This window comes from Ruegeria atlantica (assembly GCF_013032505.1).
Taxonomy (GTDB): Bacteria; Pseudomonadota; Alphaproteobacteria; order Rhodobacterales; family Rhodobacteraceae; genus Ruegeria; species Ruegeria atlantica_F.
Genome location: NZ_WQCG01000009.1, coordinates 20,345 through 42,314, shown reverse-complemented (window position 1 = coordinate 42,314; position 21,970 = coordinate 20,345). Strand labels below are relative to the sequence as shown.

General features: G+C 55.2%; 22 protein-coding genes. 9 read left to right on the top strand and 13 right to left on the bottom strand.

The window, feature by feature from the left end; genetic code table 11:
- Positions 1–22: 22 nt before the first annotated feature.
- The 5 genes from GOW92_RS21840 to GOW92_RS21820 all read right to left on the bottom strand — a co-directional run bounded on the left by GOW92_RS21840 (position 23) and on the right by GOW92_RS21820 (position 4,568).
- Complete coding sequence (locus tag GOW92_RS21840; RefSeq protein ID WP_217356570.1) at positions 23–472, bottom strand: MarR family winged helix-turn-helix transcriptional regulator; 450 nt, start codon at positions 470–472, stop codon at positions 23–25.
- Positions 462–1,562: an Acg family FMN-binding oxidoreductase gene (locus GOW92_RS21835; protein WP_170564949.1), complete on the bottom strand. Its 1,101-nt coding sequence runs from the start codon at positions 1,560–1,562 to the stop codon at positions 462–464. Before GOW92_RS21835 ends, GOW92_RS21840 begins: the two co-directional genes overlap by 11 nt.
- Positions 1,563–1,777: 215 nt before the next feature.
- Positions 1,778–2,455, bottom strand: coding sequence for a GntR family transcriptional regulator (locus tag GOW92_RS25385; RefSeq protein WP_170564946.1), 678 nt, complete (start codon positions 2,453–2,455; stop codon positions 1,778–1,780).
- Positions 2,452–3,483, bottom strand: coding sequence for a Gfo/Idh/MocA family protein (locus GOW92_RS21825; RefSeq protein WP_170564943.1), 1,032 nt, complete (start codon positions 3,481–3,483; stop codon positions 2,452–2,454). The genes GOW92_RS25385 and GOW92_RS21825 overlap by 4 nt, the downstream gene beginning before the upstream one ends.
- Positions 3,480–4,568: an isocitrate/isopropylmalate dehydrogenase family protein gene (locus tag GOW92_RS21820; RefSeq protein WP_170564940.1), complete on the bottom strand. Its 1,089-nt coding sequence runs from the start codon at positions 4,566–4,568 to the stop codon at positions 3,480–3,482. The genes GOW92_RS21825 and GOW92_RS21820 overlap by 4 nt, the downstream gene beginning before the upstream one ends.
- A 135-nt stretch (positions 4,569–4,703) precedes the next feature.
- Between GOW92_RS21820 and GOW92_RS21815 the strand changes: the two genes are divergently transcribed.
- From GOW92_RS21815 to otnC, 7 genes are read left to right on the top strand one after another with little or no spacing between them, the layout of a single operon-like run.
- Positions 4,704–5,711: a Bug family tripartite tricarboxylate transporter substrate binding protein gene (locus GOW92_RS21815; protein ID WP_170564937.1), complete on the top strand. Its 1,008-nt coding sequence runs from the start codon at positions 4,704–4,706 to the stop codon at positions 5,709–5,711.
- Between the two features lie 57 nt (positions 5,712–5,768).
- Complete coding sequence (locus GOW92_RS21810; protein WP_170564934.1) at positions 5,769–6,518, top strand: hypothetical protein; 750 nt, start codon at positions 5,769–5,771, stop codon at positions 6,516–6,518.
- A 4-nt stretch (positions 6,519–6,522) separates the two neighbouring features.
- The gene (locus tag GOW92_RS21805) at positions 6,523–8,034 is read left to right on the top strand and encodes a tripartite tricarboxylate transporter permease (RefSeq protein WP_170564931.1); all 1,512 of its coding nucleotides are present in this window, start codon (positions 6,523–6,525) and stop codon (positions 8,032–8,034) included.
- On the top strand, positions 8,034–8,321 hold the full coding sequence (locus tag GOW92_RS21800; protein ID WP_170564928.1) for a putative quinol monooxygenase: 288 nt from the start codon (positions 8,034–8,036) through the stop codon (positions 8,319–8,321). The genes GOW92_RS21805 and GOW92_RS21800 overlap by 1 nt, the downstream gene beginning before the upstream one ends.
- Positions 8,318–9,115, top strand: a complete 798-nt coding sequence (locus tag GOW92_RS21795) for an N-acyl homoserine lactonase family protein (RefSeq protein WP_170564925.1) — start codon at positions 8,318–8,320, stop codon at positions 9,113–9,115. Before GOW92_RS21800 ends, GOW92_RS21795 begins: the two co-directional genes overlap by 4 nt.
- Positions 9,112–10,389: a 3-oxo-tetronate kinase gene (otnK, locus tag GOW92_RS21790; RefSeq protein WP_170564922.1), complete on the top strand. Its 1,278-nt coding sequence runs from the start codon at positions 9,112–9,114 to the stop codon at positions 10,387–10,389. Before GOW92_RS21795 ends, otnK begins: the two co-directional genes overlap by 4 nt.
- Positions 10,386–11,027: a 3-oxo-tetronate 4-phosphate decarboxylase gene (gene otnC / locus GOW92_RS21785; protein ID WP_170564919.1), complete on the top strand. Its 642-nt coding sequence runs from the start codon at positions 10,386–10,388 to the stop codon at positions 11,025–11,027. The genes otnK and otnC overlap by 4 nt, the downstream gene beginning before the upstream one ends.
- A gap of 449 nt (positions 11,028–11,476) precedes the next feature.
- Here otnC and GOW92_RS21780 read toward each other — a convergent pair whose 3' ends face one another.
- Entirely contained in the window at positions 11,477–12,352 is an 876-nt protein-coding gene (locus tag GOW92_RS21780) for a LysR substrate-binding domain-containing protein (RefSeq protein WP_174822598.1), read from the bottom strand.
- Positions 12,353–12,473: 121 nt separating this feature from the next.
- Here GOW92_RS21780 and GOW92_RS21775 point away from each other — a divergent pair, with 121 nt between their 5' ends.
- Both GOW92_RS21775 and GOW92_RS21770 read left to right on the top strand, forming a co-directional pair.
- On the top strand, positions 12,474–13,223 hold the full coding sequence (locus GOW92_RS21775; RefSeq protein ID WP_170564916.1) for an SDR family oxidoreductase: 750 nt from the start codon (positions 12,474–12,476) through the stop codon (positions 13,221–13,223).
- A gap of 15 nt (positions 13,224–13,238) precedes the next feature.
- Positions 13,239–13,628, top strand: coding sequence for an ectoine synthase (locus GOW92_RS21770; RefSeq protein WP_170564912.1), 390 nt, complete (start codon positions 13,239–13,241; stop codon positions 13,626–13,628).
- Positions 13,629–13,824: 196 nt separating this feature from the next.
- On the opposite strand, the gene GOW92_RS21765 is transcribed toward GOW92_RS21770, so the two are convergent.
- The 7 genes from GOW92_RS21765 to GOW92_RS21735 form a co-directional block, all read right to left on the bottom strand.
- Complete coding sequence (locus tag GOW92_RS21765; protein WP_170564909.1) at positions 13,825–15,381, bottom strand: ATP-binding protein; 1,557 nt, start codon at positions 15,379–15,381, stop codon at positions 13,825–13,827.
- Complete coding sequence (locus tag GOW92_RS21760) at positions 15,375–16,058, bottom strand: response regulator transcription factor (protein ID WP_170564906.1); 684 nt, start codon at positions 16,056–16,058, stop codon at positions 15,375–15,377. Before GOW92_RS21760 ends, GOW92_RS21765 begins: the two co-directional genes overlap by 7 nt.
- Entirely contained in the window at positions 16,033–16,215 is a 183-nt protein-coding gene (locus GOW92_RS21755) for a hypothetical protein (RefSeq protein ID WP_170564902.1), read from the bottom strand. Before GOW92_RS21755 ends, GOW92_RS21760 begins: the two co-directional genes overlap by 26 nt.
- Positions 16,212–18,296 carry a VIT and vWA domain-containing protein gene (locus tag GOW92_RS21750; protein ID WP_170564898.1) on the bottom strand — a complete coding sequence of 695 codons (2,085 nt, stop codon included), beginning with the start codon at positions 18,294–18,296 and terminating at the stop codon, positions 16,212–16,214. The genes GOW92_RS21755 and GOW92_RS21750 overlap by 4 nt, the downstream gene beginning before the upstream one ends.
- Complete coding sequence (gene xrtT, locus GOW92_RS21745; protein ID WP_170564895.1) at positions 18,293–19,789, bottom strand: exosortase T; 1,497 nt, start codon at positions 19,787–19,789, stop codon at positions 18,293–18,295. Before xrtT ends, GOW92_RS21750 begins: the two co-directional genes overlap by 4 nt.
- Before the next feature lie 295 nt (positions 19,790–20,084).
- Positions 20,085–21,257 carry a saccharopine dehydrogenase family protein gene (locus GOW92_RS21740; protein ID WP_170564893.1) on the bottom strand — a complete coding sequence of 391 codons (1,173 nt, stop codon included), beginning with the start codon at positions 21,255–21,257 and terminating at the stop codon, positions 20,085–20,087.
- Positions 21,254–21,955, bottom strand: a complete 702-nt coding sequence (locus GOW92_RS21735) for a DUF4166 domain-containing protein (RefSeq protein ID WP_170564890.1) — start codon at positions 21,953–21,955, stop codon at positions 21,254–21,256. The genes GOW92_RS21740 and GOW92_RS21735 overlap by 4 nt, the downstream gene beginning before the upstream one ends.
- Between the last annotated feature and the right edge of the window lie 15 nt (positions 21,956–21,970).

Genomic DNA, 21,970 nt, shown 5'->3' with positions numbered 1-21,970 from the left:
CTTGGGGCGACGCAGGTTTCGGCTAGTCGCGTTCGTTGTCTAGAGTTTCACGTATGAGCGTCAAATTGGGCAAAGACCTATGGAACGGTTCGGGCCCGAGTTCGGACAAAACTGGAGCCAGTGCTTCAGACATCCGCTCCATACAAGCTTTCAAAAACTCCGCGCCTTGCGGCGTGGACCGGGCAATTTTTGAACGCTTGTCATTGGGGTTGGCTTCAAGGGTAATTAGGGCATGATTTTCAAGGCTGGAGAGCATGTGAGTCATCGACGTCTTGGCCACTTGAAACGCGTTCGATAGCTGTAGTGGAGTTTCTCCGTCGGGGCGCCGGACCAGGTGGCCCAATATGCCAAATTGGGTTGCGGTCATTCTGCCAGGTAAGAACGCTTCTAGCTTGGTCGAGATCAACTGATTGATGATCCCGACCTCGGTGAAGAACCGGTAGACTTCGTTGGTCTCATCTTCAGGCTTCATTCAGAATTCGTGTCTCCAGCGGCCAGCGGGGTGTGGCAATTGGCTCGGGTCCATATCCCAAACGCAGCAACATTTGCACCGTGTGGCCCGGTGACGCAAGAAGCTCATGCGCCAGAGCGTATTCATTGGCCATCTCAGGATATTCCTGAAGGGCCTGACTGACTGGATGAACGCCCAGGCCCATTTCGGTTGTCTTCAGGTAAAAACGCATCAATTGACGTCCGGCATCGAGTTGATCGCTTCGCGTATTTGTGGCTGTCGTAAGGATTGCGTATTGCGGCGTCGCGTCTAGCATCGCGAAGTAGTCTCGCATGTGTGACTGAGTGCCTGGGTGGTCAACGTTCATCAGGGTCTCATTGTCCAATAGGCCGGTAAGTCGCAGCGTTTCCAGCATGGGATCGCGCAATTCAATCCCGTCTGGGTTGGCATTGATTTCTGCTTTCCCGATCCGCATCAGGTCGACGGATTCTTTCAGGGTCTGCGGCGTTCGCATTTCGATTTCAAAGGCGCGTTTCGTGAGGTCTCGAAGACGGGCCACCAAATCTTCATCGGTAATCAGAGTGGCGTAGTTTTCAAGGGCTGACACTTCCGCCTCGGACAGCCGCTGTTCAGTGTACGGTTCTTTGTTTGAATGTCGGTTGAGGATTTGATCTGAAAGCGGATCGGATGCCCCGCCAGGAACAAACACCGCTTCTGCGATGGGTCCGTCATCCCCATCTGGCAGCAACTTGACCTCAGTATCAAACCCGAGAGCACTTGCCGCCAATACCATCGTCTCAACAAAGGCGCCGAGGCCAATATAGAGTTGGCGGTTGTAAGGATCGGTTTCCGGAAGCTCGCGATCAGGATCACGGTGGATGCGCACCTTGTCTTGTCCAACCAACTCGACCAGCCAAGGTTGCAAGTTGTGTGGATTGGGGGCGAGAATTGCGTAGGACAAAGCGGCTTTGCGTAGGTCGTCATACGGTTTTGGCGTCCACGGAGCCAGCGCGTCATGCGGCGTGCGTGTAGCTAGGAACGCAACCGCGCCCGTTGCCGCCAGTATTGTGCCTCCGCCTAGAATTTTGAGAAAACGTCTTCGGTTTGGCATGTTGACTCTCCAATAGTACGATATCGTACTAATTTAATACGAATTCGTACCACATCAACCCCAATCGATGCAGTGATTGGTTGAGTGATTTGAAAAAAGAAAATCAAAACAGCCGGACGCAACTGTGGAGTGCCGTGGCAGGCAATTGTTCGGAGCGCCTTTAATGCCGAAAATAGGCAGTTATTTTAGTTGATTAACGACCGGATAAGAGAAGGTCAGAGGCTGTTGAGCCGATGTTTTTCGAGTATCCCGCAAAGCATAGCCTGTGCTTGCAGCCTGTGTTCTCGATGACGTTCACGGGCAACATCCGGTCGACCTTCACTAATTGCTTGAAAAACAACACGGTGATCTTCGTTGGATTTGACGGGCAGGGGCCTGATGAACAACGTCGTTGCGCGCGCGCGACGCACCTGATCGCTCATCATGGCGACAATCGCTTCGACCCGTTTGTTGCCGCCCAACCGAACGAGCTCCTGATGAAACATCTCGTCGGCCTCGGCCCAGGCTTCTAGGTCTTCGGCTTCGATGGCTTGGTCCATCTTTGCAATTGATCCGGCAAGTACTGCCAGTTCATCTTCTGAATAACCCGCTTCGGCAGCGCGCTGTGCTGCTAGGCTCTCGAGTTCCGTCAGTATGTCGTAAATTTCACGCATATCGTCTGATGAAACAGGCAGTATCCGCACACCCTTGCGGGGCCGCATTTCCAGCAACCCCTTACTTTCCAACATCAGCGCAGCTTCCCGTATCGGAGTGCGGGACATGCCCAGAGTTTCGGCGAGTTCCGACTCCAGATGGTCAGTTCCGGCCGCAAGTTCGCCAGACAGGATCATCTGTCGCAAATCCCTAACAGCGCGTTGCGTATTGGAAAGAGTTTTTGCGTCCTGATCCTTCACGGCGTCTCCAGGTTGATCTTTCGTCCCTCCGCAGCCGAGAGATAGATGTTCTCTTCGATGCGGATCACATCCAAATAATCTCGGGCCGTGTTTTCCAACGGCGTGCCTCTTAGAAGGCCTGAAACGACGTGACTTTGCAAGGCGTGGACGCAGTCTCCTCCAAATCCATCGTGATCGCTTGGAGGTAGAATCTGCTGCCGCTCCTGTTTTCCAAAACCGCGGAGTTCTACTGAACCGTCGCCGTTAAGAAGCAGTGATCCTTGCGTTCCCTCGATGAGAGCCTCGCCCATGGTCTGACGCAGGTTTTCGGCACTGTGGTCAAGGCATCTGTTGCCATCGAACAGAGCTTTCAAACCGTTGGGGTGGTCAAACAGGATGTAACCTGCATCCTCGCCCGAGATAACGGGGTTAACTTGGCGCAAGTCCGCATAAACTGCACTGGGCGCATCGAATAGAAACCGGAATGCGTCTACCCAGTGAACCGCTGTTTCATGAACCAGGAAACGCGGCATTTCCTGAAAGTACGGCTGCCGGTCAAGGTAGGCGCGTGGTCCCTGTCCGTCGCCGGGTCGAAGCCGGAATGTCGCTTGTAGAGGTGTTCCAATTCGACCCTCGGTCATCGCCACCTTGATTGCACGATACCAAGGCTGAAAGCGAAAGTTCTCGTGCACAACAATAGTTGCGCCTACCGCTTCAGCCTCGGAGACGATCTTCTCCGCTTCATCCAGAGACATGCAAAATGGCTTTTGGCAGATCAACCACTTTATTCCAGAGCGCAGTGCCGTTCGGATGGCGTCGGCCTGCGCCACAGGTGGAAGGATGATGTCCACGAGATCTGGTTTTTCCGCCTCCAGCATTTTTGACAGATCATCGTAGGCGGCCAGTCCTGTTTCTTTCGCTTTGTTGATATCACGGTTGCAGGATGCAATCGGAACCGCTCCGGGCATTCGTGACCAGCTTTCGTAGTGGAACCTGCTGAAATACCCCGCACCCACACACGCGACTCTGATGGTTTGTCGAGTGTTCATGCCCGCAATGCTTCCAATACCGATGAGGCTGCGTCCTGCGTTCCGGTGGTGCCACCCAAGTCTCGCGTCAGGTTCTGACCGTTTGCAGTCACCTTTTCCACGGCTTCGCGCAGTCGTGCGCCGTCGTTGGACAGTTCCGGGTGATCATGGGTCAAGCCTAACCATTCCAGCATCATTGCCGCGGACAGGATCATCGCAAAGGGGTTGGCAATGGCTTGTCCCGCAATGTCCGGTGCGGAGCCGTGACAGGGTTGGAACACAGCGTGGTTTAAACCAATATCCGCTGAAGGAGCCAGCCCAAGACCACCCATCAGACCCGCACCAAGGTCGGAGAGAATGTCTCCGAACATGTTCTCAGTCACCAAGACATCGAACTCCCAAGGTTTTTGGACCATCCACAGTGCTGTGGCATCAACATAGGCATGGTCTGCCTGCAATTCGGGATGGTTTGCAGCTTCTGCATCAAACATCGATCTGAAGAACGCAAAGGCGCGGAACACATTGGCTTTGTCGACACATGTAACTCGACCCCGGCCGCGCCCGGTTCTTTTGCGGTTCTGGGCGAGTTCAAACGCGAAACGGAACAGTTTTTCGGACACCTCACGAGTGATCAGCAAAGTTTCACGTGCTTCGTGTTCAGTAACTTCGCCAGCGCCTTGGGTGAAGAACAGTCCTTCTGTGCTTTCGCGTATCAAGACAAAGTCGATCTCTTTTCCGGGAGGCAGCGCCAATGGGGTCATTTGTCTACTGCTTACCTTTACTGGCCGCACACCGGCGAAAAGTCCCAGTTGCTTTCGCAGATCGATCTGCGGTGAAATCTCGGTTCCGTCTGGGTAGCGAACATCCGGCAAACCCATTGCAGATAGCAGAATCGCGTCGGCGTTGCGTGCAGTTTCGAGTGACCCAGCTGGAAACGATTCTCCAGTTTTGGCGTAGTGGCCTGCGCCCGCCGGAGCGTCTGTGAACACCAGTTCGTAGGAAGGACTGCCGCGCGAAAGCTGGTGCAGAATTTCAAGCGTAGGGGCCATTATTTCCGGGCCGATTCCGTCCCCGTGGAACACTGCCACATCATAACTTTTCTTCATCTTAGCCCGCTTCCTTCCCGTTTCGCATTCATAGCGCGATAGCAGCTTTCACTACAGTCCGTTGACAGCGCATTCTTTAATGTATACGCAAATAAATGCAATAATAAACGCAAAGATGTTTGGGAGGACTTGGAAATGAAACTAAAGCTAGGGCGGTTGGCGGCCGCAGCCGTGATGGCGACCGGCATTGCAGGGGCAGCTGTTGCGCAGGATTATCCCTATCGTGATATCACCACAGCTGTGGTCTGGGGGGCCGGTGGTGGCACGGACACGATCAACCGAATGATCATGGCCGAGATGGAAAAACACCTTCCGGTTTCGATCAATGTGATCAATCAAACAGGTGGGGTCGCGGGCTCCAACGGCATGGTCTACGTCATGAACCAACCAGACGATGGCTATACATTGGTTGGTCTGTCAGAGTCGAATGTCACTGCTGCCGTGCAGGGCGGTTGGGATAAGAAATTCGATTTTTGGTATCCGTTTATTGTCGGTGGATCACCTGATCTGATCTCGGTTCCGGCCGAGAGTCCTTACAATACTCTGGAAGAACTGGTCGACGCCGCGAAAGCTGCTCCTGGCACTATTCCCGCGGCGGCTTCCGGCGCAGGTTCAATCCATCACTTGAACCTCCTCGCAATCGAGAAAGGGTCCGGGGCAGAGTTCAAGTTTGTGCCATACAAAGGCTCGGCACCAGGTCAGGAAGCAGCAATAGCGGGTGAAGTTGCGTTGGTTGTGACATCTCTGGCTGAACAGGCCCCGTTGATCGAAGGCGGTCAGTTGAAGCCGCTCGCGATGCTGACGCCTGAAGATGCGCAGATTGCCGAAGCTACAGTGCCTTCTGCCTTTGGCATTTACGACGGTCTCGATCAGTACTTGCCGCTCAAACAGGCCATCGGGTTTGCAGTTCACAGTTCAGCCGGGGACGACGTAAAGGCCGCGCTTGGTGATGCCTTCGAGCAAGCGATTGCGTCCGAAACCGTCGCCGAATGGGCCGCGGCAAACAATTATGATGTTGGTGGTCAACACGGCGAAGAAGCTCAAGAACTGTTTGCGAACCTTGAGGCGACATTTGCCTACACCCTGCAAGATCTGGGTGCAGCGACCGTCGATCCGGCGTCGCTGGGTATCGAGAAGCCATAATCCGATCACTTTTGAAAGGGCGCGCCTGATCGCGCCCTTTCCGACGAGAGGCAGGCAATGGACAAACCTGACGATACACTGATCATGCGGGCGCGCGATTTCTGGGCATCGATTGGTCTGATAGCAACTTCTACCTTTTTCCTTTGGAAGACGTTGGACATCCCTCTTTGGGGTGAAAACCGCGCAGGTGTAAGTGGATCGGGTTGGTACAACTCGGCTGCAATTGTACCGCTGTTCATCTTCGGGGGATTGCTTGGCTTGTCCTTCGTTTTGCTGGCTATTTCAATCCGCTCAGGTGGAGCCCAACACGCGCTCAGTGCTTTGGGCATTGGGTGGGATAAGTCGGAAGCCTATCGAGCTTCAACAATAGGCCTGATTCTTCTTGCTTATGTCGTCGGGCTGGTTCCCAGAGTGGACTTCATTCTGTGCTCTGGGTTGCTGATCACGGCTTTGACTTACGGCTACTACGGCGGTCACGCGCGGCGTGCTTTGGTGGCTTGCATAGCAGTTGTCGTCGCCGGTTTGTTTGCGTTCGCCGTGTATCCTGCTCAGGCGGATTGGAATGCACATAGTGATGATTGGTTCACGCTGGCCTTGTGGGTGGCGTTAACACTAGTGGTGTTGACCAAAGCGGCTTCCGAACGTGTTTTGCGGTTCGTTCCATTGGTGGCAATACTTGCCCCGCTCATCCTTGTTTGTGCGATGGCTTTTGTCTTTCGCCAAAACGTGCCCGCGCGCGGTGGGCTGATCTTCAAGCAAATCGAATATCACTACTACGTGACGCTTCGTCCGTTATGGAAAGACTGACCGGATGGACTTTATCTTATCGCAACTGGCTGGATTTGGGGCGGCGTTCGTTGGTCTCACAGTGGATCCGCTGACCTATCTGTATTTGATTGCATCCGTGTTCCTGGGCATCACGTTCGGCGCATTGCCCGGACTTACGGCAACCCTGGCCGTGACGATCCTGACGGGTTTTTTCGGCAACAAGATCCCATTGGACTATTCGCTCATCGCCTTGCTCGGGGCTTATGTCGGCGCGATTTACGGTGGCTCTTATCCGTCAATCCTGCTGAACATTCCGGGCACGGCGGCCAGTGCGGCGACGGCCATGGATGGCTACCCTTTGGCCAAAGCGGGTCGAGGGGGCGAAGCACTAGGATTGACCACGACGGGCAGTTTCATTGGCACAGTTATCGGGACCATCACGCTTTTGATTTTCGTCTGGGCGCTGCTTTTGGTTTCAAAGAACATCGCAAGCCCGGAAAAAGCATTGCTGGCCCTGTTCGGTATTTTGCTTTCTGGCACTTTGATGAGCGAAGACCTGGTGATCAAGGGATGGATCGCCGGTCTGATCGGGCTTGCGATGTCCATGGTCGGGCTCGACCCTCTGTTGTCTGAACCGCGCTATACCTTCGGCTGGTCTTACCTGATGAGTGGATTTCAGGTTGTGCCAGTTTTGATGGGAGCCTTTGCCATTCCCCAAATTATCGACGGCTTGAGGCACGTTGAGGCCGGGAAGGTTCTGGCCCTGAAAGGTCGCATTCTTCCGAACCTACGCTCCATCCGACGCTACCTGCCCACCATTGGCCGGTCAGGAGTGATTGGAACTGGGGTAGGAGCACTTCCCGGCGTCGGCGAAGATGTCGCCGGTTGGGTCAGCTACGGTGTCGGTAAGACCGTATCTGCCGAGGGCGATAAGTTTGGAAAAGGGTCATTGGAAGGTCTGCTGTGCTCTGAAACAGCAAACAACGCCTGCATTGGGGGCGCGCTGATCCCGCTTTTGGTTTTGGGTATTCCCGGTTCACCACCCGCCGCGGCTTTGATGGGGGCTTTCAAGATCAACAACGTGATCCCGGGGCCGACGATTGATCCCGAGATCATTCTGCGCGTGGTTGCGATCCTGGTGCTGGCATCCCTGACGATGTTCTTGATGGGGCTTTTTACCGCTCGGGTCTTTATCAAAATACTTGCCATCCCGCAGACCATCTTCTTGCCAGTCGTGATGGTTCTGACAACAATTGGGTCTTTCAGTGTTGGTGGTGGCATCAATGATCTCTACCTGATGCTTGGCGTCGGCGCCGTTGCCTACTTCATGAACCTGATGAAGTACCCAATCGCGCCGTTGGTGATAGGCGTTATTCTGGGCAGCCTGTTTGACGAAACCTTCCGCCGGTCGCTGTTCTTGTCGGATGGGGATCTGTCGGTCTTCTTTTCACGGCCTGGTGCGGCCATTCTGCTAGTGCTCAACATTGGCCTGATCCTCAGCCAATTGCCCGTCGCAAAGCGCGCTTTCTCACGTCTGAAAGGACTTTCCGTCTGATGTTTGTGGTTACTGTCACTTTCACTCTCAAGCCCGGTACGCGGGACACCTTTTTGCCGCTGATGGTCGAAAACGCTTCAATCTCTTTGCGTAAAGAACCCGGATGCCAGCAGTTTGACGTTTGCCTCGGCGATGATCCTGAGACAGTTTTTCTCTATGAGGTTTATGATGATAGCGCGGCGTTCTCCGCCCACCTAGAAAGCGCGCATTTCCAGTCCTTCGATACGGCTGTGGCTGATTTGATCGCCACCAAGGTAGTTCACCAGTACTCCGGGGTCATCCGATGAACGATTGGGAAATCCACGCCGTGAAATACGCGGATCGAAATGCCCGGACGCGAGCTGATAGTTTCATCATCGATGATAATCACAGCGCGCCTCATGCAATGGATTACTTCGTTTGGGTGCTCAAACGCGGCGACAAAGTCATTATGGTCGATACCGGCTACGACTCCGATGAGGCGGTTGCCCGTGGTCGTCCCATTGCGATGGATCCTCGCGAGGCTCTGCGGCCCTTAGGCATTTCGCCGGAAGCGGTGACCGAGGTTATCGTGACCCATCTTCATTATGACCACGCGGGTGGGCTGCATATGTTCCCGAACGCGAAGTTGCATATGCAATCGGCGGAGATGGCCTTCGCCACAGGTCCCTGCATGTGCCATGACCACCTGCGTGCGCCTTTCACGGCCGACCATATCTGCGAGGTCGTGAAGCGTCTCTATTCAGGCAAGGTCGTATTCTACGATGGAGAAGCCGAGATTGCAGATGGGATCACGGTGCACTGCATCGGTGGGCATTCGCGCGGGTTGCAATGCGTTCGCGTGAGAACGGCAGCCGGGTGGATGGTACTCGCCTCTGATGCCTCGCATTACTACGAGAATTTTATGGCGCGCAAAGCGTTTCCCATCGTCGTCGACCTGCAAGACATGATGGATGGTTTCGAGACGCTCGAAAAGTTGGCCTCGCACCCTCGACTTATCGTGCCCGGCCATGATCCGCTTGTGCGTGAGGTTTTTCCCGTCGGAGCAGCACCCCACATCCATAGGCTGGATTCCGGACCAACCAGGGACATCAAACTATGAGGATCGGCGTCATAGCGGACGACTTTACCGGTGCGAGTGATATCGCGAACACTTTGGCAAAGGGCGTTGAGCCGGAAGGTGGATTAAGAACCGCGCAGTTTCCAGGTATTCCGGATCTCCCAGCCGACGAGGAGATCGAAGCGGGCGTGATCTCTCTCAAGAGCCGCACGGCACCGGTCGAGGAAGCTGTTGCAGACAGTCTGCGTGCCTTGCGGTGGCTCGCGGACCAAGGATGCCAGCAGTTCATCTTCAAGTATTGCTCGACCTTCGATTCCACTATGGAGGGAAATATCGGCCCAGTTGCGGAAGCGCTGGCCAACGAACTGGGCGCGCAAAAGGTGGTTTTCTGCCCGGCCTTTCCGACAACGGGACGCACGGTCTATCACGGTCATCTATTTGTGCTCGGTAAGCTGTTGCACGAGTCTGGGATGGAAAATCACCCTCTTACGCCGATGACGGATGCGAACATCAAGCGCTGGTTGCAACATCAGACCGAAGAAGCGGTTGGATTGGTGCCAGTTGACGCTGTGAAGCAAGGTTCAAAGGCGATTGCTACTGCTTGGCAGAACGCCGACGAACGATTTGTGATCGGTGATGCTATTTCGGATGAAGATTTGTTGACCTGGGGCGAAGCTCTAAAGAACGCCAAGCTCATTACTGGAGGATCTGGTATAGCTCTGGGGCTACCAAGAAACTTCCTGAGAGAGACTTCATCCAAAAGTGCTGGCAGTGTGTTCACGGGTATCGCAGGGCCTGCCGCGATCCTTGCGGGTTCTTGTTCAGGTGCGACCCGCGGGCAGATTGAGATTCACGCGAAATCCCATCCGACTTTCGCAATTGATGTTCCAGGCGTCATGTCCGGAGATGTTACCGCGCAAACGCTTCTGGATTTCTTTAAAGCGCATCCGGATCAAACGCCGCTCGCGTATTCATCGGGAAGCCCGGAAGATGTTCGCGCGATCCAAGGTCAATTCGGCCAAGAAGCCGTGGCGGAAAAGCTGGACAATCTCTTTGCAGATACAGCACGAGAACTTGCCGAAACGGGGTACAAACGCCTTGTCGTGGCGGGAGGAGAGACGTCGGGAGCTGTTGCCAAAGCCGTCTCTGAGGCACTGGGGTCACCGGCCATGTCAATTGGGCCAGAGATCGACCCGGGCGTGCCAGTCCTGAGCATTGGGAAATCTGAACCCATTGCGCTGGCTTTGAAGTCTGGAAACTTTGGCGCTCCAGATTTCTTCTCGAAAGCGTTGAGAATGATGGAGGCAGGCAAATGAGTTCTGAAGAACAGGCCCTGCGACGGCAGATGTCCGAACTGTGCGCCTCGCTGTTTGCGCGTGGCTTTTCCGTTGGCACTGCGGGCAATGTCTCTGCGCGTTTACATGATGGGATTCTCATGACGCCAACGAATTCGACTTTGGGAGATATCGACCCCGAGCGCATCGCCAAAATTGATTTGTTTGGGAACCACGTCTCTGGGGACAAGCCGACCAAAGAGGTTTTCCTGCATCAAGCCTTCTATGAGACGCGGCCAGAAACGGGCGCCGTGGTTCATCTGCATTCGACCTGGGCCACTGCTTTGTCCTGCTTGGAAGACACGAATCCAGACGACTGTATTCCACCGCTTACACCATACGTGGTTATGCGCGTCGGCACGGTTAAACTGGTTCCATACGCCAAGCCTGGTGACCCGAAATCCGGTGATTTGATCCGCGAACTGGGCGGCAAATGTAGTGCAGTTCTATTGGCTAATCACGGACCTGTCGTGTCGGGAAATGACCTGTTCTCAGCGGTCTGTGCCGCTGAAGAGTTGGAAGAAACAGCCAAGTTGCTCGTGGCATTGCGGGGTATGCCAACCCGGATGTTGGATGCAGAACAAGTCGCAGAACTTAAAGAGACTTTCGGAAAGATGTAATCCTACACCGAAACTGGCGACATGCAAACTTATGGGCAAATCGAGCAAAATTATGCGTGAATACAGCGCAAAGTAGTGAGCGCGCCTACAGCTTGTATGGGTGCGCCCGCAATCGCTCGCGGGCGGTTACGGAAAATTGCTTTTGACCAACCTTCCAAGTACCCAAATTTCTGCCTGGGGCAGAGGTCGGGCCAGTCTGTATTTGAGATTGGTTCTCGGCCGCCTAATGATACGGGGTCGTTCCGCCGGAAGAGATTTTTATGAAGAAATTCGCCTGCGTTGACGGAGGGTGAAACGTATCTTCGCAGCTTCGAAAGTATCTTTTTTAGTTTCTAAAAATACCTGTGTATCTTTGGCAAGACAGGAGTCTTTCTGTCGAGGGTAGCCGACTTCTGTAATACATGGACTAATGACCGCTCTCGCGGACATTCGAATTAGGCAAAAAAAATTCAAATCGATATGAGCCATTTCTTGAAAACCCTTACTGTGACCCGCTCTTGATCACCCGGACGACAGACGAAGTAGAGTCCACGATCCAACGGAACACGGGTTTCATCCAGACGGATTAACCGGCCAAGTTCCAAGTCCCTGGCTGCCAAAAGATGTCTCGCCAATGCCACGCCTTGCCCGTCAATCGCGGCCTCCAACAGAACGGCACTGTCGACATACTTGATGCTCTGCGCATTGAACCGATCAGTGCTCAAACCAACTTGCGCGGCCCAACTTTCCCATCCGACGTTAAAGGCGTCGTGCAAAAGGGGAAGACTAGCCACGTCCTCGGCGCGCATTGGCACCCGGGTTTGATCAACAAGAGACGGCGCAGCCACGACAACCAGTTCCTCTTGCCGTATTTGCTCATGATATAGCCCGTCCCAGCCGGGCTCGCCAAAGCGCAGGGCGACATCAACTTCGGACGCATCGAAATCTGCAAAGGCATCATTCGTGTCCAGCAACAATGCGATACCCGGATGTTCTTGTTGAAACGAGCTTAGTAACGGCACAAGCCACTTGAGCGCAAGCGATGTGGACAAAGACACCGTAATCGACTGGCGGTGATGAAGTCGTTTCACCTCCATCACGCCCAGCTGCAATGTCGAAAATGCCCCGCGAGTCGATTGATGCAGGCGTTCCCCGGCCTTTGTCAGTTCAACGCCATTTGGTCGGCGGTGAAAGAGCGTCACACCAAGATGCAGTTCCAGCAACTTGATTTGTCGACTGATCGCCCCGTGGGTGACGTTCAGAGCATCCGCTGCCCTGCTCAGGCTGGAGTGGGTAGCGGTCTCGTCAAAAGCCTGAAGGGCGCGAAGGTGTCTGAGGTTCTCCATGATGTGAGAAAATCTATCAGCAGTGTTCAATAAACTCGATAGGATTAACTGATTCCAAGAAGGTAAACTGCTATCGACGCAAAAATTCTCACATACTATGCATCGGAAGAAAGGGGATAACATGCCCGATACCAAAGTCGCGCTGATGACAGGTACAGGACAAGGCATTGGCCGGGGTTGCGCCATTGAAATGGCAAATGCGGGTTACAAAGTTTCGCTAATGTCCCCGTCAAACCGCTCTATTGAACTGGCGGAGGAGCTTGGGGGAATTGGTCGTCGTGGCTCTGTTTTAGATGTCGACGATCTCCAAAAGATGATCGACGACACCATGAGCAAATATGGGCGAATTGATGCAATCGTCAGCAATATGGGCCACGGTGGTACGGTGCCAGAAGCCATCAAGACGGTAGGGTTTGATCCCGACTTTGACGGGCCGCTTTTGGAACTCAGCGACGCGTTGTGGCACGAAAGTCTGGATATGTACGTGCTGAACGTCGTCAAGATCGCCCGCATTGTCACGCCCATATTGATCGAACAGGGCGGGGGTGCTTTCGTAAACATTTCGTCCATGAACACAATCGAGCCGCGTGCGCCTTATCCCATGAGCATGCTGCGCGGCGCGCTGCACAGCTTCTCAAAGCTTTATGGGGATCGCTATGCACGGCATAATATACGCATGAACAACCTGCTGCCCGGGTTCTGCGAAAACGTAAACCTATCCGAACAGGCCCGTCGGGAAATCCCAGCTCAACGGCCGGCAACGTTCGAAGAAATCGGGCAAGCCTGCGTATTTCTCGCCAGCGAAGGAGCCCGGTACATTAACGGTCAGAGCATCCTTTCCGATGGCGGGATGAACCGCGCGGTACGATAGCAAAGAGGCGTTAAAATGATTGTTACGGAACTCAAAGATATCCTTGGCACAGAGCGGGACGTTTCCGGGCCGGGTTGGAACAGCAGAAGACTGCTGCTCGCGTCGGATGGTATGGGGTTCTCGCTGACGGATACGATCATCAAAAAAGGCGCAGTGCTGGAGCTGGAATATACCCATCATTTGGAGGCGTGTTACTGCATCGAGGGCAAAGGGCAGATCAGAGCGTCTGAAGATGAAACGTGGCATTCCCTTGAACCATTTACCCTCTATGCCTTGGATCAACATGACCGGCACTTAGTGAGGGCTACAGACGCTGATCTACGGCTTGTCTGCGTCTTCAATCCGCCGCTAAGCGGGCGCGAAATACACCGCGAAGATGGAAGCTACGCCCCACCTGCATCCTGATGAGAGCGACGGTGTTTGCGTGAACTTAGAACTTATGCCGTGTGCCGCATCAGGGCAAATGGGCTCGTTTGAGACCCTCATCATCTGGGGAAGCAAATTCTCCGGTTCGGACAACCAGCCCGATTTTGTTTCCTTTGCGTGTGGAAATCAGAAACCGGCATAAAGCTACCCGTATTTGGTGAATTCTAAGAAAGTGTCAGAACCTGATCCGAAAACTGGCACCTCGCTCAGGAGCCATTGCTTCGATGGTTGTATCGGCTTGTTTCAGGACAGCAGCGACAATGGATAAGCCCAGCCCGGTGCCGCCTTGGTCCCGTCTGGTCGTGAAGAATGGGTCTGTGACACGAACGTTGTTTCGCGGGGAAATTCCAGTGCCGTTGTCGGCAACAATCAAGCTGTTCGAAGTTGCCTCAAAGGTTATGTCGACACGCGTTGCCTCGTGCTGAAACGCGTTTTGCAAAAGGTGATGCAGAACGATAAGCCCCTGGTCCTTGGACAAAGGCAGTTGCGTGTCGGACGGCGCGTGCAGCACAATTTCCTGGTTCGGAAACTCGGCTGAGGCAGCTTGAACAATTTCTGCAAGTGACGTTGGGGTCGGGTCGGATTGAATGCTGGCCCGTGCCAGTTCGCGAAGCCGAACCAGCAGAGCGTTCATGCGCAGGCCTTCTTCTTGAATGTTGCGAACCAACTTCTGATTGCGATCCCCGGACACGGCAGACGGTCCGTCGGACAACAACTCGGCGGCACCCAATATTGCGGTGACGGGCGATTTCAACTCATGTGTGACGTGGCTCGTATAGGTCTCGATCGCAGTGGACCGTTCTGACAAGGTTGCCGCCATCGAAACAACATTATTGCCCAAATCTGCCAGTTCCTGCACCCCATAGTGCCGCACGGGATCGGGTGTCGGTTTCAATCCGCTTGCGACATCCCGGCTTTGACTGCTGAGATCGCGAATTGGTTTTGAAATCAGTCGCCACATCATCCAACCGACCATGGCCGCAGACGCCAGCATGAATACCACGACAGAGCCAAGCGTGAACCGTTCCTGAAACAGGAACTTCCGAAGGTCCATGGGAGTGCGCGACAGGTAAACCGCGCCGATGACCCTTTCATTCAACACCACCGGGTGGGCAACAAACACGCGGTATGAGGTGTCTCGGCTGATCGAGTTCAGCAGGTGCTGCTTGGACAAATCATCTCGATACCGCAGCAGTGAAACGGTTTCGCCCTGCAGGGCCTGCGTCACTTCCGGCACATGCAGAAAAGACCCGCTGACTGATCCGCTGCTAGCAATGACCCGCCCGGCGTGGTCCACGAAAACATACCCCGACAGAGTTGTCTTCTTTGCGGAACGCGCCAGCTGTGACAGCGTTTGCGAGATCTCCATATATGGCGTGTTCAGCGGTTCATCACTGGAAACCGCGTTGGGGCGCGGCGGCGAGACCTGACCGCGAAACAGGTCCAAACTGGCCGGGATGGGGTGAAAGTCCTGCGAAAGGCGTTCCGCCTGCTCGGCAGACAAGCTGTGGCCGACATCAGGTGAGGGCTGAAGCCGGGAAAAAGCATCGGCATACACCTCGGCAAAGATAACGGCCTGAGACAGCAGACTGCGTTCGGTTTCACGCGCGAATTGGTTGCTGGACAGGCGGGCACCAAGAACACCAATGATCGGAAGCGTGACCAGGGCGACGCAGACCAGCGCAATCACCAGCGCAAGCGGCGGCCGCCATTTTCGCTTGATGGTCAGCACTGGCAAACACCCAGTTTTACCCCAACCCCATGTACCGTCTGGATCAGGTCTGGATAGCCCAAAGCGCGCGCCTTTTGGCGAATGTTGCGGATGTGACTGTCGACCGTTCGGCCGGACAGATAGGTGTTGTGACCATAGACAAGCTCGATCAATTGCGCGCGTGAATAGACCCTGCTTGGCGCTTTGGCGAGGATCGACAGGACCGCGAATTCGATCCCGGTAAGCTGAACCTCGGCTTTGCCAAGGGTACAGCGATGCGCACCATGATCCAGTTGCAGGTCCTCGAAAACCGTCACGTCGTTCAGCGATTTCGGGTCTGCCGCGCGGGCAAGGATAGCCTTGATCCGCAGTACCAGCTCACGCGGGCTGAAGGGTTTGGTGACATAGTCATCGCCACCAAGCTGAAACCCCAGAATGCGGTCGATCTCATCGTCCCGAGCCGTCAGAAACAAGATTGGTACGGTCGAGGTTTTTCGCAGTTCCCTGCAGGCCTCCAACCCATCCATTTCGGGCATTCCGATATCTAAGACGACGAGGTCAGCCGGGGTCGTGCCCAAAAGCTCCAGTGCGTCCTGACCTGTGGATGCCTCGGTCGTTCGAAAGCCGGAGTCTTCCAGTGCAAAACGTACGACATCGCGAATACGTGCGTCATCATCTACGATCAGGATGTTGTTCACTGTGTGCGTCCGCCATCGAAGTTTCACCGAAGTCACGATCAAAGATTATACCGCCATTGGCCGGGTCAAGTGAAGCGTTCACCTGTGGGCTGCGCCGGGTGAAATCGTCCCCCAGCCACCAGGCATCTGTCCGCAGTTTGTAAGGTATGCCTCTCATGCCCAAACCCTCCGGCCTCGGCTCAGGCGCAATGCGCCGAGCGCCATTAACAATATCAACCCAAAGATGGTTTGAGGCTCGGGCGTAGAAGACCCGCTGAATGCGGTTTTTGGATAGGCTGCAGGGCCTACACCCGCCACCTGTGGCAAGGGGACCGGCTTGTTAGCCGCCGGCGTGTCACTGTCGTTTACGACCTGTCTTGAGACAGCAACAAATGACGTGAACTGCGTCTGTAGGTTGAATTCCAGACCAAGATTGGTGATCTGCGCCTCAAGCTTTTGTGGATCACCGGTCTGCACCGCCATAGCTCGGTCAAGGTCGGCAATTTTGGTGCGGGCCCAGGTCAGGGGGATCGCATTACCCTGTTGCGTATCGTCTTCGGATACGCGGGGCGAGGGTAAGGTCGGTGAAAGCGGCATCTGCGCTTTTCTACCCTGAACCAGCCCGTTGATTGTGATGTCAGTTGGCCCGCCACCTTCGTATCGGGCCAGAACCCGGACCGAGCCTCCGTCGAACAAGTCGGGGATACGTTGCGGCACCACATTGGTGACGTTCAAATCTCCCCAATCAATGGATATATCCGTCAGAACCGGCGATTTCAGATCCCGGGCCAGTGTGTCGGCGACATCTGAGGCGCGCTGGGTCGGATCAACATAGCGGGCATAACCGCGGCCTTCTTCGGCCATCGCATCCAGAAGGTAACGGTTCACCGCAGTGCCCACACCGAAGGCATAGATGCGCGCATCGCCGATCTGCTGCCGGATCGTGTGCAGAACACGGGCTTCCTGCCCGATATAGCCATCACTCAGGAACACGACGATGCGCAACGTATTCGCGGGTTGCCGCGTCGCAAAGGCATGACGGATTGCATTGTCGACTTCGGTTCCACCCCCGGCACGAAGACCGCCCACATAGCGCAAACCGGACCGGATGTTGCTGCGAGTGGCGGAAACGGCTTGGGATGCGAACTCAGACGAACCCGAGGAAAAACGGATCACGCGGAAGTAATCCTCGGGGCGCAGTCCTTTCAACGCGGTTTCCATAAACCGTTTGCTGGCATCCAGGGGGGCACCGCCCATTGATCCAGAGGTATCCAGAACAAAGACCAGTTCCCGCGCAGTGATCTGATCCGATTGCGGGATTTTTGGCGGTTCGACCAGCAACGAGACGAAGCCGCCGCGGTCATCATGATGGGCCAGCACTCCGGCTGAGGTCTGATCGTCGCCGAGTTCATAGCGCAGAACCAGATCGCGATTATCGATCACCCGCCCATCCTGAAAAGTTGCGCTGACTGACTCCTCTGTCTGCTGGATTTGCAGGTCATGCGTCGCGCTTGTCAGATTGGAAACAGGAACGGCACTATGCAGATTCAGGTCCAACGAGACCCGGGCAGAGTCAATTGTATCGGGATTCGAAAGGCGCGGAACCGGCGGGTAGGCCGGCAGTTCGGAAACGGCCCAGCCATCAACCTCGGTGACGGTGGAAGGGGGCGCCTCCTTTTCGTTGAAATCAGCCAACACAACGTCCCCTGATGTCGGATCAAAGCTGACTGCCCCCTGATAGCGCGGGCCGACGATCAGTGGCAGCACCAGTTCATACCCGCCGTCCATCTTTGGAACGGCCTGCACATAGCTGAGCGTCACCGTGATCGGTTGCCCCGGCATCAGATTGGCGACCGTCTGGGTGAACATGTTTGGACGATGTTGGGTCAAAAGGGCGGCGGCTTTGCCCTCTTGCTTTGCCGTCTCAAAAGTTTGCTCAGCCTCCTGCTTTTGTTGAATCTGCGCGTCTACGACTTCGTCGCCCACCTGCATCTGCATCGCGTAGACAGCTGCCTTTTGGTTTAGCGGGAACAGGTATTCCGCGGACATCGGATCACTCGAGGGATTAACGAACACTTGTCGCACCTGAACGGTTGCCATGTCGCCCTGAATATCAACCGAAAGATCCGATTTTAGCAGTGGCAGGTCCAGTTGTCCGGCTGTTCCGCTACCGATTAAACGGCCTGCGATTTCGTCGTCGGGCTGGGCAATCACTGCCCCGGGCAGCAGCAGGAAAACAAAAGCTAAATGTCGTATCATATGTCCGTTCCTTCGGTGGTGTGAATGTCGAGCGCCGCAATCGCAGCAGCGTCCAGTTGGGCACGCAGCGCGGTGTCTAGGGTCCATGGGGTGATCCTCTGCACGCTGCTCCAGGTGCCGCCTGATCCGTTGAGCCAGCGCCAAATTGCTTCACCGACGCTGGGTGTGACTTGCCCGCCCTGCGAGACATAGCTGACAGCGACCAGCCATTTGTCCCCATCCGGGCCAGAGGCCTGGTAATAGGCGCTGGGAACGCCGCCATAGCGGGTACCCAGAAACCGAACCCTGTAGCCAAGGCCCCGCAGGCAGACTTCGGGCGCATGCAGATGTCGCAGTGGTGCGCGCGTGCTGACAACGTTCAAGCCCAGCGGACCAAACTGAGCCTTTTGCGCCTGACCGCCGTACGCTTCAAAATAGCGAGCCTCCATCGCTGTCAGGGGCACTTTTTGCCCCAGAAAACCTTGAATTTGCGTGGGCAAGTTGGGCGTTTGCACGCGACCGGAAACATCCAGCGGGTTGGCCTTGAGGGACACGATGGCAAAGCTGCCGATCAGGCATGCAACCCCCGCCAGCGCTTTGATGGGATTGGGCAGAATGAACGGTTTGGGCCGTGGGCGGCCTTTGCGCGCGTTTCTGCTGAGAGGTCTGTAGAACAGTGCAAAGGGCGCAACGGTCAGGCCAAGCGTCACGATACCGATCAGGCTGTGCCAGGGTTCGGCCATCACATCCAGATCGTTGGCAAGTCCAATCGCCAGCAGCGAAATGCGCAGGCTATTGCCCAAGGTGGCGCATCCAATTACGGCCAATAGGCTGAGGCCCCCGATAGGCCAACGCGGACGCATTACCGCGTTTTGCGTGACCACGAAGGCCAGCGACAACAACAGACCCGATGCGCCGGAACAGGGCAGGTCGACCAGAATGTCCTTCTGATCCAACGTAATCCGCACTCCGTCGCAGATCACATTCGAGAAAACAGCGCCAAGCATTGTACAGGACACTTCCGCCGAAACCATCTGCAGCGGAAATCCAAGCGTCCGCTGCAGGACTATTTCGGTTGGCAGGGAAAACAGGAACAGCGCCGCCACCCAAAACGGCGACAGCGAAAAAGGGCGGCGGTTCAGTTGTAGCAACCCAACCAGCGCAAAAACATCCAAAGCAAGCGCAAGGGCGCTGAAGATATTGATCGCCAAAACCTGACCCAGAAACCGGATCAAAGCCGCCAGTAACAATAAGAAAATCGCTGGGGCCTGAGAGCCTGCTTCCTTCGGGCGCCCGCTCAGCAAGCTCATCCCGGCCAGACCTAAAATCAGCAGGACATAGATATACCCGTAGGACCCATAGGCCGGGCTAAGCCAGCTTTGAACCAGCCATTGCACGGGCTGCGCTGCCAGAATAACTGAGGCAATCACAAAAGCGCACCATGCCAGGGTATCTGCGGTCAAATGTTTCATGCCGCCATATGTGACTGGCGGATGCGCATTTCCTCTGTCCATGATGTGCAGAATTTGATGAGAGATCCTTAACCGAGATCCTCGCTGCAACTGATATCACGGCTGAAACACGAGCCGTCGCATCGCCCCGTTGTTTAAAAGAACACCAAAAAAACTGGCTTCTCTAACGCTTAGCGAAATGGTCATTTTACACACTTAGCGAAGGCGCATCTAATAGCTTACTGCACACACAGCCAATGCCCGCAAATGTGGATTATGATACAGCCGTGTTTGTAGCCGTAAAAAAGATAAGCAAGACCGTTACGCGGCACAGTTCACATTTCCAGATTCGGCGCTTTCAATAGGATGCTGGGTTTAAGTTCTGCCGGCCCGAATTTCCCGAGCACTTACCCCTTCGCATTTCGCCTTTTGGGTCAGGATTGCGCTGATCAAACAGGTCGACGATGTCGGTGTGGACTTCCAGATCGGTCATTGCGCTTTCGACCTTGGGTCTTGTTAGCTCTGCCAGGCAAGGTCGCGCACCCGCATTTATGGTTTCGTGCTCTCGTAGGATCGCGCGACACATGATCCCGGGCACAAATGGACCATGCCCTTCTTCCGCGATCAGCCTCCATTTTCGGGTCAGATTACGCCCGCCGCGCTTTCCCGAAACTGTCACCTGCATACCGCCTCGGTCACTCCCGAACGGGTAAAGCGCCTTTGAGAGGATATAGAGCGCAGAGTACGCAATGTCGGGTAATTCGAAATGCCGATGCTGCCTTATTTTGGCCAGCAGGCTTAAGGCCCAATTCATCAACGGAAGCTCCAGGCCCGCCCGAAACATTACACTTCTTGCGCCAGTCTTTTCCGGAAGCAGCGCGATGTCAGGAACTTCGACGCTATAACCTGCACGCTGCATACCAGGCTCCAGCTCATACATCCTGCGATCGGTCCATCCGGTCGTTGTTTGCCAGACGCCGTCACGCCACACCTGATATGGCCGCCCGACCCCGCTGGAAATACTCTTTATTACAGACATGCCTCGCGGTGCCCGATTGCCCGGCAGGATTGCGATGTCGATATGATGGATCTCATCCAGAGGGCGGATCAAGTCTTCGACGACGCATGAAGACAGGCCGGGCACGCTGGATGCGCCAGAAAGTACGAAAACACCTGCGGCCTTTGCTTTGTTGTTCAAGGCCGCGATACCTTTCGTGAAACTGGCGCTGTCTGACAGGTCAAGATAGTGGCAGCCATGGGCGATACAGAGTTTGGCGACCCTGTAAGGATCGTCGCCATAGTTTTGGAAAGGCCCTGCAGCGTCGATGACAACGTCTGGTGCGACCTTAAAGACAGCCTCTGGTGCTTTGTCGATGTCCAGCTTCAGCGTCTGCGCCCCGAGGTCTTGAGCCAGAGCGCGGCCCTGTGCAGGGCGTCGTCCGGCCAGCCAAAGCTGGTGCCCGTCACGTGCCAGCAATCGGGCCGTCAATGATCCGAAAACACCGTACCCTCCGATGATCACGATCTTCATGACCGAACGCCTCCGATGATCTCGGCATCGTGGAAAGTTGCATCCTGCCGGATCAGTTCACCAAATAATGGATGCGCCAGTTCCAGGGTGAACCGGAACTGCCCACCCCCAAGCTCTTCGTGTCCAACCACAAGCGCCCCAGGGCCCGCCCATCGCGGCAGAGGCAGCCGTTTTTGCCCCAGTTTCAGAAAATACCGGTCACTGAGGAAGTAGAGACCGTTCGTTGTACTTTTCAGCCTCAGCGAGATACCGATCCCGAAGCCGATGTATTCTTCCAATCCGGTGGGACCGGCAAATCGTTTGGAACTGCCAACCATCTGAGGAAACCCAGCGGCCCGGCCGTATTGCCGGATCCAGAACTGCCCGCCCGTTGCCGCATCTTCAGTGACGGTGACCACGGCGGATCGCCCGACAGAGGTACGATCAAATGGCAGCGGCGCCCCGATAACACGTAAGGCAAAGGCAAGTGCGCGCCCAACAGGGTTCATCCGCATCCGGGTCACGCGGCCCTGATAGGCAAGACTGGCATCACCCAGCAGACGCTTGCTAAATCGGCGCTGGATTGCTTTGGGCAAGCGAGTCCAACCTGCGACACCCAGCAGGTTTTTGAACCGATCATCCGGTCTGACGGCAACATCGAATTGGGGTTGAGTTGGCTTTGCACCCGGCGGGGCTATACTCTTGCTGTTTACGATCATTCTGTTGTTTCCGTC

Bases quoted from the DNA above. Each gene is read 5' to 3' on its own strand.
- GOW92_RS21840 (WP_217356570.1), bottom strand. From the start codon at position 472: ATGAAGCCTGAAGATGAGACCAACGAAGTCTACCGGTTCTTCACCGAG.
- GOW92_RS21835 (WP_170564949.1), bottom strand. From the start codon at position 1,562: ATGCCAAACCGAAGACGTTTTCTCAAAATTCTAGGCGGAGGCACAATA.
- GOW92_RS21825 (WP_170564943.1), bottom strand. From the start codon at position 3,483: ATGAACACTCGACAAACCATCAGAGTCGCGTGTGTGGGTGCGGGGTAT.
- GOW92_RS21820 (WP_170564940.1), bottom strand. From the start codon at position 4,568: ATGAAGAAAAGTTATGATGTGGCAGTGTTCCACGGGGACGGAATCGGC.
- GOW92_RS21815 (WP_170564937.1), top strand. From the start codon at position 4,704: ATGAAACTAAAGCTAGGGCGGTTGGCGGCCGCAGCCGTGATGGCGACC.
- GOW92_RS21810 (WP_170564934.1), top strand. From the start codon at position 5,769: ATGGACAAACCTGACGATACACTGATCATGCGGGCGCGCGATTTCTGG.
- GOW92_RS21805 (WP_170564931.1), top strand. From the start codon at position 6,523: ATGGACTTTATCTTATCGCAACTGGCTGGATTTGGGGCGGCGTTCGTT.
- GOW92_RS21800 (WP_170564928.1), top strand. From the start codon at position 8,034: ATGTTTGTGGTTACTGTCACTTTCACTCTCAAGCCCGGTACGCGGGAC.
- GOW92_RS21795 (WP_170564925.1), top strand. From the start codon at position 8,318: ATGAACGATTGGGAAATCCACGCCGTGAAATACGCGGATCGAAATGCC.
- otnK (WP_170564922.1), top strand. From the start codon at position 9,112: ATGAGGATCGGCGTCATAGCGGACGACTTTACCGGTGCGAGTGATATC.
- otnC (WP_170564919.1), top strand. From the start codon at position 10,386: ATGAGTTCTGAAGAACAGGCCCTGCGACGGCAGATGTCCGAACTGTGC.
- GOW92_RS21780 (WP_174822598.1), bottom strand. From the start codon at position 12,352: ATGGAGAACCTCAGACACCTTCGCGCCCTTCAGGCTTTTGACGAGACC.
- GOW92_RS21775 (WP_170564916.1), top strand. From the start codon at position 12,474: ATGCCCGATACCAAAGTCGCGCTGATGACAGGTACAGGACAAGGCATT.
- GOW92_RS21770 (WP_170564912.1), top strand. From the start codon at position 13,239: ATGATTGTTACGGAACTCAAAGATATCCTTGGCACAGAGCGGGACGTT.
- GOW92_RS21755 (WP_170564902.1), bottom strand. From the start codon at position 16,215: ATGAGAGGCATACCTTACAAACTGCGGACAGATGCCTGGTGGCTGGGG.
- GOW92_RS21750 (WP_170564898.1), bottom strand. From the start codon at position 18,296: ATGATACGACATTTAGCTTTTGTTTTCCTGCTGCTGCCCGGGGCAGTG.
- xrtT (WP_170564895.1), bottom strand. From the start codon at position 19,789: ATGGACAGAGGAAATGCGCATCCGCCAGTCACATATGGCGGCATGAAA.
- GOW92_RS21740 (WP_170564893.1), bottom strand. From the start codon at position 21,257: ATGAAGATCGTGATCATCGGAGGGTACGGTGTTTTCGGATCATTGACG.
- GOW92_RS21735 (WP_170564890.1), bottom strand. From the start codon at position 21,955: ATGATCGTAAACAGCAAGAGTATAGCCCCGCCGGGTGCAAAGCCAACT.